Source organism: Pseudomonas sp. PH1b (assembly GCF_000633395.1).
Lineage (GTDB): Bacteria > Pseudomonadota > Gammaproteobacteria > Pseudomonadales > Pseudomonadaceae > Aquipseudomonas.
Genome location: NZ_AYMU01000015.1, coordinates 262,683 through 274,111, shown reverse-complemented (window position 1 = coordinate 274,111; position 11,429 = coordinate 262,683). Strand labels below are relative to the sequence as shown.

Sequence of the window (11,429 nt, the reverse complement as noted above, 5' to 3'; positions counted from 1 at the left end):
GGAGTTTTCCGTTTCGACTGCGCCGGAAGTGGGGCGAATTATAGACCTGTAGAATCTGCCGTCAACCCTTAATTTCATAAAACTGTCATATCGGTCAGAAAAGCCTATAAAAGCAAAGGCCGGCCCCAAGGGGCCGGCCTTTATCCCTCACCTATTACAAGCTGGGGAAGGCGAACTGCGAGGCTTCATGACTCGCGCGCTGCGGCCAACGCTGGGTGATGGCCTTGCGGCGGGTATAGAAACGCACGCCATCAGGACCGTAGGCATGCAGGTCGCCGAACAGCGAGCGCTTCCAGCCACCGAAGCTGTGATAAGCCACAGGCACAGGCAGCGGCACGTTGACGCCAACCATGCCCACTTCGATCTCGTCACAGAACAGACGAGCCGCTTCACCGTCACGGGTAAAGATGCAGGTGCCGTTGCCATACTCGTGATCGTTGATCAGTTGCATGGCCTCTTCCAGGCTGTTGACTCGCACGATGCACAGTACCGGGCCAAAGATCTCTTCCTTATAGATGCGCATCTCTGGAGTGACGCGATCGAACAGGCAACCGCCCAGGAAGAAGCCGTCTTCGTGACCGGCCACGCTCAGGCCACGACCATCCACCACCAGCTGCGCACCGGCAGCAACGCCGTCCTCTACATAACCACTGACTTTGTCGCGAGCCTGGGCAGTCACCAGCGGCCCCATATCCAGACCGCAGGAAGTGCCAGCGCCAATCTTCAACGCCTTGATCTGTGGCACCAACTTGGCCACCAGGGCGTCAGCGACCTGATCGCCCACGCACACCGCTACCGAGATTGCCATGCAACGCTCGCCGCAAGAGCCGTAAGCAGCCCCCATCAACGCACTGACGGCGTTATCCAGATCGGCATCGGGCATCAGCACCGCGTGGTTCTTCGCTCCGCCCAGTGCCTGGATACGCTTGCCACGCTTGGTGCCTTCGGCATAGATGTACTCGGCAATCGGGGTCGAACCCACAAAGCTCAGAGCCTTGACTTCCGGTGCCTCGATCAGCGCGTCCACCGCAGTCTTGTCACCGTGCACCACGTTCAGCACGCCCTTGGGCAAACCGGCTTCCTGCAGCAACTGAGCAATCAGCAAGGTCGAACTTGGGTCGCGCTCGGACGGTTTGAGGATGAAGCAGTTGCCGCAGACGATCGCCAGCGGATACATCCACAACGGCACCATGGCCGGGAAGTTGAACGGGGTGATACCCGCGACTACACCCAGCGGCTGGAAGTCGGACCAGGCGTCAATGTTCGGGCCCACGTTACGGCTGTACTCACCCTTGAGGATTTCCGGTGCGGCGCAGGCGTACTCGACGTTCTCGATACCGCGCTTCAATTCACCAGCAGCGTCTTCCAGGGTCTTGCCGTGCTCTTCGCTGATCAGTTTGGCAATACGGGCTTCATTCTGCTCCAGCAGTTGCTTGAAGCGGAACATCACCTGGGCGCGCTTGGCCGGTGGCGTATTGCGCCAGGCCGGGAATGCCGATTTGGCCGAGTCGATGGCTTGCTGGATGGTTTCACGGCTGGCCAGCGGCACTTTATGAATCGCCTGACCGGTAGATGGATTGAAGACGTCAGCACTGCGGCCGCTGTCGCTTACCAGCTCACCGTGGATCAGGTGTTGAATCAGACTCATGCGGGAACTCCTGAAAGAGGGAAGGCACAGGCGCGAACCACTTCGCGCCTGCCGCTATATATAAGAAGGATCGAATCAGTCGAGCTTGTTCAGCACTTCGCCAACGGCATCGAACAGGCGGTCGAGGTCTTGCGGCTTGCTGTTGAAGGTTGGGCCGAACTGCAGGGTGTCACCGCCGAAGCGCACATAGAAGCCGGCTTTCCACAGAGCCATGCCCGCCTCGAACGGACGCACGATGGCATCGCCATCACGGGGGGCAATCTGGATCGCTCCGGCCAGGCCATAGTTACGGATGTCGATCACGTTCTTCGAACCCTTGATGCCATGCAGCGCATTCTCGAAGTGCGGAGCGACCTCAGCCACGCTCTGTACCAGGTTTTCCTTCTGCAGCAGATCCAGTGCCGCCAGGCCCGCCGCACAAGCAACTGGGTGCGCCGAGTAGGTGTAGCCGTGGGGGAATTCCACCGCGTACTCAGGGGTCGCCTGGTTCATGAAGGTCTGATAGATCTCGGAGCTGGCAATCACCGCCCCCATGGGGATCGCACCGTTGGTGACCTGCTTGGCCACGCACATCAGGTCCGGGGTCACGCCAAAACTGTCGGCACCGAACATCGCACCGGTACGACCGAAACCGGTGATCACTTCATCGAACACCAGCAGGATGCTGTGCTGGTCGCAGATTTCGCGCAGGCGCTTGAGGTAGCCCTGCGGCGGCACCAGTACGCCGGCGGAGCCTGCCAGAGGCTCGACGAACACCGCGGCGATATTCGAAGCGTCATGCAGCTCGATCAGTTTCAGCAGTTCATCGGCCAGGGCGATACCACCCTGCTCCGGCATGCCGCGGGAATAGGCGTTGCTGGCCAGCAAGGTATGAGGCAGATGATCGACATCCATCATTGCCTGACCGAACAGCTTGCGATTGCCATTGACGCCACCCAGGCTGGTGCCGGCGATGTTCACCCCGTGGTAGCCACGGGCGCGGCCAATCATCTTGGTCTTGGTCGACTGGCCTTTCAGGCGCCAGTAGGCGCGCACCATTTTCACCGCCGTATCGGCGCACTCGGAGCCAGAGTCAGTGAAGAACACATGATTCAGGTTGCCCGGGGTCAGGTCGGTGATCTTTTCTGCCAGTTGGAAGGACAGAGGGTGGCCGTACTGGAAGCCCGGGGAGTAGTCCAGGGTGCCCAGTTGCTTGGCGACCGCTTCCTGGATTTCCTTGCGCGAGTGACCGGCACCGCAGGTCCACAGACCAGACAGGGAGTCATAAATCTTGCGGCCCTTGTCGTCCACCAGCCAGCTGCCTTCGGCGCCGACGATCAGGCGCGGGTCGCGCTGGAAGTTGCGGTTGGCGGTGTAGGGCATCCAGTGGGCATCAAGCTTGAGCTGGCTGGCCAGGGACTGTGGGGCGGTTTCCGGCATGTTCATGAGCAAAACCTCGCAAGGCAATGAAGCGGCGTAGGAAAAACAGTGTTGTTGCAGCTAAGTTGCCACGGCTATAAAGTCGGTGAAATCCAACTTTAATAACCTTCAGTCTGGCACCCACTAAACTATGAGCAGCCGTCGAGCCGACCCGCTGGCACAAGTCAGCGACTTTGATATCCGCTTGCTGCGGATCTTTCGCAGCGTGGTGGAGTGCGGTGGTTTCTCTGCTGCTGAAACTGTGCTCGGAATTGGCCGCTCGGCCATCAGTCAGCAGATGAGCGATCTTGAGCAACGGGTCGGCCTGCGCCTGTGCCAACGCGGACGTGCCGGTTTCTCCCTGACTGAAGAGGGCCGCGAGGTCTACCAGTCGACCCTGCAACTGCTCAGCGCCCTGGAAAGCTTTCGTACCGAGGTCAATGGCCTGCATCGCCATCTGCGGGGCGAGTTGATCATCGGCCTCACCGACAACCTGGTGACCCTGCCCCACATGCGCATCACCCACGCCCTGGCCCAGCTCAAGGAGCGCGGGCCGGACGTGCAGATCCAGATCCGCATGATCGCCCCCAACGAAGTCGAGCAAGGGGTGCTCGACGGCCGCCTGCACGTCGGCGTGGTGCCCCAGGCCAGCGCCCTCTCCGGCCTGGAATACCAGCCGCTGTACGACGAGCGCTCACTGCTGTATTGCGCCGTGGGCCATCCGCTGTTTTACGTGGATGACAAGCAACTGGACGATCAGCGCCTCAACGACCAGGACGCCATTGCCCCAACCTTTCGCCTGCCAGCGGAGATCCAGGCCCACTACCAGGCGCTGAACTGCACCGCCAGCGCGTCCGACCGCGAAGGCATGGCCTTTCTAATTCTTACCGGGCGCTACATCGGCTACCTGCCGGACCACTACGCCAGCCTCTGGGTACAGCAAGGCCGGCTGCGAGCGCTCAAGCCTCGGTCGCGCTTCTATGACCTGAGCCTGTCATCGGTCACGCGCAAAGGCCGGCGCCCTCATTTGGTACTGGAAAGCTTCCTGGAAAGCCTCGCGGCGACACGCTAGCAAACGACCAAGTCGCGTATTCCTTCTCGGGTTGACGCAAATCCGTTCCTGGAAAGCGACACCTTAAAGGTCCTTTGAGGCTTTTGTGGCGCCAAGGCTTGTCTGATCAACCTGGGTGCGCTATCAACGCACAGGTTGCACCCACAGACTTGCTCGGAAACCTCCATGACCTTTGAAGTCCCCGCCCACAGCGCCCCTCACCCCGGAAAACCCGCCAGCCGAATCCGCCAGAAAAACGAGGAGGCCATTATCCAGGCCGCCGAGGACGAGTTCGCCCGTCACGGCTTCAAAGGCACCAGCATGAACACCATCGCGCAGAAGGCCGGTCTGCCCAAAGCCAACCTGCACTACTACTTCACCAACAAGCTCGGGCTCTATGTCGCGGTGCTGAGCAACATCCTCGAACTGTGGGACAGTACCTTCAACACCCTGACTGCCGAGGACGATCCGGCCGAGGCCTTGACCCGCTACATTCGCGCCAAGATGGAATTCTCCCGTCGCCAGCCCCAGGCGTCACGGATCTTCGCCATGGAAATCATCAGCGGCGGCGAGTGCCTCAGCGAGTACTTCAGCCAGGACTATCGCGCCTGGTTCCAGGGCCGGGCCAATGTCTTCCAGGCCTGGATCGACGCCGGCAAGATGGACCCGGTGGATCCGGTGCACCTGATCTTCCTGCTGTGGGGCAGCACCCAGCACTACGCCGACTTCGCCACCCAGATCTGCCGCGTCACCGGGCGTAGCCGCCTGACCAAGCAAGACATCGAAAACGCCACCAACAACCTGATCCGCATCATCCTCAAAGGCTGCGGCCTGACCCCAGCCTCTTAAAAAGACCGACACGCATGCCCTTTACCCTGGCCGGCCTTTGCGAATACCGCGAAGAGATTCGCAAAAGCCGCTTCATCACCTTCGCCGCGCCCATCAGCAGCGCCGCCGAGGCCCAAGCCTTCATCCAGCAGCACAGCGACCTCAACGCCTCCCACAACTGCTGGGCGTGGAAGCTCGCCGACCAGTACCGCAGCAACGACGATGGCGAACCCGGCGGCACCGCCGGACGCCCGATCCTGGCGGCGATCGAAGCCCAGGACTGCGACCAGGTGGCGGTGCTGGTGATCCGTTGGTACGGCGGCATCCAACTGGGCACCGGCGGCCTGGCCCGGGCCTATGGCGGCGGTGCCAACAAATGCCTGCAAGGCGCCGAACGCGTCGCCCTGATCAACCGCGTGCCGTTGCGCTGTGCCTGCGCCTTCAGTGAACTGGCATTGGTCAAGCTGCGCATCACCGAACTGGGCGGGTTGCTGGTGGAGGAAGAATTCACCGCCAACGGCGTGGAGTTGCAACTGGCACTCGGTGAAGCGCAGATCGACACCCTGCAACAGCAATTGGCTGACCTGAGCCGCGGACGCATTCTCTTGCAGCGCTGAGTGCACCAACCCGGCACCACGCCCTTGTGCATAACCGGCCAATACCTCTCGCACTTGCCCACATCTACTGTGCACCCAGCTGTGGATAACCTGAGCACACAGCGCTGTAACCCTTCTGTCACGTGGTTTTGCGGGCTTTGTACATTTTTTGTTCAATGACCTGCCCACAAGTTTTTTTGCAACCTAAAACAGCAGGTTAGGTCGCTTTATCGCGCTTGGACTTCAAGTGCAGAGCGCTTATAGCCATGCCACGGGCTTGCACACAAATACTGTGGAGCAAGCTGTGGATAACCCGTGCAAGGCTGCCCCAGCCACTGACTGCACAGGGCCTGCAGGCAACTGATCGTTTTTTGTTCAACAGTCCTCGAACAAAAACAGAGCCATTTCAACCACTTTGCCCCGAAGTGGTGCCCTGCTTCGCTCGTCTGCGCCGCCCAAGGTTCAAGCCTTGGGCCTTTGACCGGCTTTCCTGACCCCCTGGCCAGGAAATTGCTTTATCCACAGGCACAACTCCAACCCCCCGAGCCTGCCATGCCAAATACCGCCGAGCCCATCGGGCAAACACCGCGCCTGCAACTGCGCCAGATCAGCAAGCGCTACCCCGGCTGCCTGGCCAACGATGCCATCGATCTGTGCATCGCCCCCGGTGAAATCCAGGCCTTGCTCGGCGAGAACGGCGCCGGCAAGAGCACCCTGATGAAAATCATCTACGGCGTGACCCAGGCAGACTCGGGAGAGCTGATCTGGCAGGGCCGGCGCCAGGTCATGAGCAGCCCGGCCCAGGCCCGCAGCCTGGGCATCGGCATGGTGTTCCAGCACTTCTCGCTGTTCGAGACCCTCAGCGTGGCGCAGAACATCGCCCTGGCCATGGGCGCGGCAGCCGGCCCCCCGAGCCAGCTGGAAGAGCAGATCCGCGAGGTATCCCAGCGCTATGGCATGGCCCTGGAACCCCGGCGGCTGGTGCACGGCCTGTCCATTGGCGAACGCCAGCGGGTGGAGATCGTGCGCTGCCTGATGCAGGACATCCGCCTGCTGATCCTCGACGAACCCACTTCGGTGCTCACGCCCCTGGAGGCCGATGAGCTGTTCATCACCCTGCGTCGGCTGGCCGACGAAGGCTGCAGCATCCTGTTCATCAGCCACAAGCTCGCCGAAGTCCGCGCGCTGTGCCACAGCGCTACGGTACTGCGTGCTGGCCGAGTGGCGGGGTATTGCCGCCCGGCCGAATGCACGGACCGGGAGTTGGCGCGGCTGATGGTGGGCGACGCTGCCAGCCAGGACGCCAATTACACAAAGGCCAGCGGCACCCGGGAGTTTTTGCAGATCACCGATTTGAACTGGCACAACCCCGATCCCTTCGGCTGCTCTCTGCAGGGCATCAACCTGCAGGTGCGCAGTGGGGAAATCGTCGGTATCGCCGGGGTCGCCGGCAATGGCCAGGACGAACTGCTGGCCCTGCTCAGCGGCGAGCAGCGCCTGCCCGGCAATCAGGCCAAACGCATCTGTTTTGCCGACCAGGCCGTGGGCCACCTGCCCCCCGATACCCGACGCGGGCAAGGCCTGGCCTTCGTTCCCGCCGAACGCCTGGGACACGGCGCTGTGCCGGCACTGAGCCTGGAAGACAATGCCCTGCTCACCGCCTTCCAGCAGGGGCTGGTGCGCAACGGGCTGATCCAAAGGCACAAAGTACGGGCCCTGGCCGAGCAGATCATCCAGCGTTTTGGAGTGAAGACCGTCGATGCCCAGAGCCCGGCTCGCAGCCTGTCTGGCGGCAACCTGCAAAAGTTCATCCTTGGCCGCGAGATCCTCCAGCAACCCCGTCTGCTGATTGCCGCTCACCCGACCTGGGGCGTGGATGTCGGCGCGGCGGCCAGCATTCACCAGGCCTTGATTGCCCTGCGTGATGCCGGCACCGCGATCCTGGTGATCTCCGAGGACCTGGATGAACTGTTCCAGATCAGCGACCGCCTCGGCGCCCTGTGCAGTGGCCGCCTCTCGGCCTTGAAAGCCTGTGCCGACACGTCCTTGATCGAGGTCGGCGGCTGGATGGCCGGCCACTTCGAAGCCTGCCCATCCCCCACCGCCCTGCCGGTGTAACGGAGTCGTCCATGCTGCTTTCACTCGAACCCCGCGGCCGCCAATCGCGCCTGATGCTCTGGTGCTCACCGCTGCTGGCCGCACTGCTGACCCTGGGTTGCGGCGCACTGCTGTTCATGGCCCTGGGGCACGCCCCGCTGCTGACCTTGCACACCTTGCTGATCGCTCCGATCAGCGACCTCTACGGTCTCTCGGAACTGCTGGTCAAGACGTTGCCGATCCTGCTCTGCGCCCTGGGCCTGGCCGTGGCCTACCGAGCACGCATCTGGAACATCGGCGCCGAAGGTCAACTGCTGCTCGGCGCCCTCGCCGGCAGCGCCTTGGCGGTCAACCTCATCGACCTGCAAAGCCGCTGGGCACTGGTCCTTATCCTGTTCGCCGGCACCCTCGCCGGGGCCGCCTGGGCCGGGCTCACGGCCTGGCTGCGCACACGCTTCAACGCCAATGAAATCCTCACCAGCATCATGCTCAATTACATCGCCTTGAACCTGCTGCTGTATTGCGTCCACGGCCCGCTGAAGGATCCGGCGGGGTTCAACTTCCCCGAGTCGGCGATGTTCGGCGATGCCAGCCGCCTGCCGTTGTTGATGGAGGATGGGCGGGTACACGCCGGGGTGTATTTCGCCTTGCTGGCGCTGGTGGCGGTCTGGGTGCTGCTGCAGAAAAGCTTCGTCGGTTTCCAGATCAAGGTGCTTGGCCTGGATTCGCGAGCCGCCGCTTTCGTCGGCTTTCGCCAGCAGCGCCTGATCTGGCTGGCGCTGCTGATCAGCGGCGCACTGGCGGGCCTGGCGGGGGTCTGCGAAGTCACCGGGCCGATCGGTCAACTGGTGCCGCAGGTTTCGCCCGGCTATGGCTATGCGGCGATCACCGTGGCCTTTCTCGGGCGCCTGAACCCCATTGCCATCGTGTTCGCCAGCCTGTTGATGGCGCTGCTCTACATCGGCGGTGAAAGTGCACAGATGAGCCTCAACCTGCCCCAGGCCATCACCCAGTTGTTCCAGGGAATGATGCTGTTCTTCCTCCTCGCCAGTGATGTGCTGATCCTCTACCGGCCGCGCCTGAACTTGCGCTGGACCCGCCGCACCGCCCCTGCCACCGCTACCGTCGGAGCCCTGTGATGGACATCGATCTGCTGAGCAATATCCTCTATGCCATGGTCCGTTGCGGCACGCCGCTGTTGTTGGTGGCCCTGGGGGAACTGATCTGCGAAAAGAGCGGCGTGCTCAACCTGGGCCAGGAGGGCATGATGCTGTTCGGTGCGGTGATCGGTTTCATCGTCGCCCTCAACAGCGGTCAGCTGTGGCTCGGCGTGCTGCTGGCCATGGTCGCGGGGATGCTGTTATCGGCACTGTTCGCCCTGGTGGCGCTGGTGTTCAACGCCAACCAGGTGGCCACCGGGCTGGCCCTGACCATCTTCGGCGTGGGCCTGTCGAGCTTTGTCGGCGCGGCCTGGGTCGGCAAGCCGCTGGCGGGATTCGAGCCGGTGGCCGTTCCCTGGCTGAGTCAGATCCCGCTGATCGGCCCCATGCTATTCGCCCAGGACCTGCTGGTGTACCTGTCCTTTGCCTTGTTCGCCCTGGTGGCCTGGGTCATTCTCGGCAGCCGGATCGGCCTGATCATCCAGGCCGTCGGCGAAAACCCCGACGCCGCCAGCGCCATGGGCCTGCCCGTGCTGCGGGTGCGAACCCTGGCGGTGCTGTTCGGCGGTGCCATGGCCGGGCTGGCGGGGGGCTACCTGTCCCTGGCCTACACGCCAATGTGGGCCGAGAACATGAGCGCCGGCCGTGGCTGGATCGCCCTGGCCCTGGTGGTATTCGCCAGCTGGCGGGTGTGGCGCCTGCTGCTCGGGGCCTACCTGTTCGGCCTGGCGAGCATCCTCCATCTGGTGGCCCAGGGCCTGGGCCTGGCGATCCCGTCCAACCTGCTGGCGATGCTGCCCTATGTCGCCACCATTGGCGTGCTGGTGCTGCTGTCCCGGGATGGATTGCGCACCCGCCTGTATGCACCGGTCTCCCTGGGACAGCCCTGGCGTGCCGGGCACTGAGCGGCAGCAACGGATAGCCGCCGTGCAACCCGCTTAGGCCGCGCTCGCCGCGAGTGCGGCTGGCCGCCGGATCGGCCACAGTTGGGCCACGCACCAGGCCAGTTCAAAGAACAGGATCACCCCGATCAATGCCGTGGCGCCGTGTGCCAGGGCGTAGATCTGCCAGGTGGCAAACAGAATGCGCCCCACCGCGTCATAGTGACCGAACGCCACCTGCGGATCGCGGATGCGCAGCACCGACCATACGCAGACAATCGAGCCCATCAGGTTGGCCATCAACAGGTGCATGGGCTCGAACGGCGGCAGGCTGCCCGGCAAGTCGAAAGCCAGGGCGGTGTTCTGCATCAACCCGTGCAGCGCCAGGAAGGTCCAGGGCGTGACAAAGGCCAGGGTCACCAGCAAGTCATACCAGCCACTGGCCCGTACCAGCTTTCGATACTGTTCAATCGTCCACATCGTTGTCGCTCCATCGATTCAAGGAGCGCGCAGGCTAAAGCCTGGAGTATGCTCCAGGGTCAAGCCCTTTTGAGACCCCGTCATGCGCATTGGAGAACTGTCCGAAGCCTGCGCCGTCAGCCGTGACACGTTGCGCTTCTATGAGCAGCGCGGGTTGATCGCCTCCCAGCGCAGTGCCAATGGCTATCGCCACTACCCGGCGGAAATGGTCCAACTGGTGCTCTACATCAAGACCGCGCAACGCCTGGGCTTCAGCCTTGGGGAGATCGGCAGCAGCGTCGGTGCCCTGTGGCACAGTGCCGAACCGGACCTGGCCGTGACCCAACTGCTGCAAGACAAACTGACCCTGATCGAAACCCGTATCAACGAACTGGGCCTGTTGCGCCAGGAACTGCAACAACGCCTGGGGCAAGCCTGCCCATTGAATCCGTGATCCTCACTTATCAAGGAACCTCATCATGTCCATGGCAAAAAACGCACTGATCATCGGCGCCTCCCGAGGCCTGGGCCTGGGCCTGGTCCAGCGCCTGCTGGAAGATGGCTGGCAGGTCACCGCCACCGTGCGCAACCCGCACAAGGCCGAGGCGCTGCAAGCTTTGGGCAAGGTCCAGATCGAACAGCTGGATATGGACGACCAGCAAGCTGTGATCGCCCTGAGCCAGAAGCTCAAGGGCCAGGTATTCGACCTGCTGTTCGTCAACGCCGGAGTCAAGGGCCCGGACAACCAGCTCCCCGGCCACGCGACCCTGGCCGAAGTCGGCCAGCTGTTCTTCACCAACGCTGTGGCGCCGATCAACCTGGCCCAGCGTTTTATCGGGCAGATCCGCGCCGACAGCGGCGTGCTGGCATTCATGAGCTCGGTACTGGGCAGCGTGACCATACCGGACGCGCCGGAGCTGGCCCTGTACAAGGCCAGCAAGGCTGCGCTGAACTCCATGACCAACAGTTTCGTGAACCAGCTCGAGCAGAAGCTCACCGTGCTCTCGCTGCACCCGGGCTGGGTGAAGACCGACATGGGTGGCGAAAACGCGGAAATCGATGTGCAGACCAGCACCCGTGGCCTGATCGCCCAGGTCAACGCCTACACCGGCAAGGGCGGTCATCACTTCGTCAACTACAAGGGTGAAACCATCCCCTGGTAAGCCCGTCCCCTGTGCAACGGCTGTCCCGGGCAGCGCTTGCACAGGCCAGCGAAGGCTCTGGAACGGGGGGGCAAAATGCAAGTTTTGTCCCCCGGCACATCTTTCGCTAGACTGCGCACCTCGCCCCCAAGGCGACCCTGGATCAGCA

At 62.6% G+C, this 11,429-nt stretch carries 11 protein-coding genes; 8 read left to right on the top strand and 3 right to left on the bottom strand.

The features are described from left to right. Positions 1-154 precede the first annotated feature (154 nt). Together U873_RS0123800 and U873_RS0123795 are read right to left on the bottom strand one after the other, a co-directional pair. Positions 155-1,648 (bottom strand): CoA-acylating methylmalonate-semialdehyde dehydrogenase, encoded by a 1,494-nt coding sequence (locus U873_RS0123800; RefSeq protein ID WP_025130628.1) that lies wholly within the window; start codon positions 1,646-1,648, stop codon positions 155-157. A 75-nt stretch (positions 1,649-1,723) separates the two neighbouring features. Then, positions 1,724-3,073 (bottom strand): aspartate aminotransferase family protein, encoded by a 1,350-nt coding sequence (locus U873_RS0123795; RefSeq protein ID WP_025130627.1) that lies wholly within the window; start codon positions 3,071-3,073, stop codon positions 1,724-1,726. A 124-nt stretch (positions 3,074-3,197) separates the two neighbouring features. On the opposite strand from U873_RS0123795, the gene U873_RS0123790 reads away from it, so the two are divergent. The 6 genes from U873_RS0123790 (at position 3,198) to U873_RS0123765 (ending at position 9,683) form a co-directional block, all read left to right on the top strand. After that, a complete protein-coding gene (locus U873_RS0123790) occupies positions 3,198-4,118 on the top strand; it encodes a LysR family transcriptional regulator (protein WP_025130626.1) in 921 nt (306 codons plus the stop codon). A 165-nt stretch (positions 4,119-4,283) separates the two neighbouring features. After that, positions 4,284-4,946 carry a TetR/AcrR family transcriptional regulator gene (locus U873_RS0123785; RefSeq protein WP_025130625.1) on the top strand — a complete coding sequence of 221 codons (663 nt, stop codon included), beginning with the start codon at positions 4,284-4,286 and terminating at the stop codon, positions 4,944-4,946. Positions 4,947-4,960: 14 nt separating this feature from the next. Beyond that, positions 4,961-5,542: a YigZ family protein gene (locus tag U873_RS0123780; RefSeq protein ID WP_025130624.1), complete on the top strand. Its 582-nt coding sequence runs from the start codon at positions 4,961-4,963 to the stop codon at positions 5,540-5,542. A gap of 531 nt (positions 5,543-6,073) precedes the next feature. Beyond that, complete coding sequence (locus U873_RS0123775) at positions 6,074-7,639, top strand: ABC transporter ATP-binding protein (RefSeq protein WP_025130623.1); 1,566 nt, start codon at positions 6,074-6,076, stop codon at positions 7,637-7,639. Between the two features lie 11 nt (positions 7,640-7,650). Continuing rightward, on the top strand, positions 7,651-8,757 hold the full coding sequence (locus U873_RS0123770; protein WP_025130622.1) for an ABC transporter permease: 1,107 nt from the start codon (positions 7,651-7,653) through the stop codon (positions 8,755-8,757). Continuing rightward, entirely contained in the window at positions 8,757-9,683 is a 927-nt protein-coding gene (locus U873_RS0123765) for an ABC transporter permease (RefSeq protein WP_025130621.1), read from the top strand. Before U873_RS0123770 ends, U873_RS0123765 begins: the two co-directional genes overlap by 1 nt. Positions 9,684-9,716: 33 nt before the next feature. Here the strand turns inward: U873_RS0123765 and U873_RS0123760 are convergent, their stop codons facing one another. Next, the gene (locus U873_RS0123760; protein WP_025130620.1) at positions 9,717-10,139 is read right to left on the bottom strand and encodes a hypothetical protein; all 423 of its coding nucleotides are present in this window, start codon (positions 10,137-10,139) and stop codon (positions 9,717-9,719) included. Between the two features lie 82 nt (positions 10,140-10,221). Between U873_RS0123760 and U873_RS0123755 the strand changes: the two genes are divergently transcribed. Continuing rightward, positions 10,222-10,572, top strand: coding sequence for a MerR family transcriptional regulator (locus tag U873_RS0123755; RefSeq protein ID WP_025130619.1), 351 nt, complete (start codon positions 10,222-10,224; stop codon positions 10,570-10,572). 25 nt (positions 10,573-10,597) lie between these two features. Further along, complete coding sequence (locus U873_RS0123750) at positions 10,598-11,281, top strand: SDR family oxidoreductase (protein WP_025130618.1); 684 nt, start codon at positions 10,598-10,600, stop codon at positions 11,279-11,281. Positions 11,282-11,429: the final 148 nt, after the last annotated feature.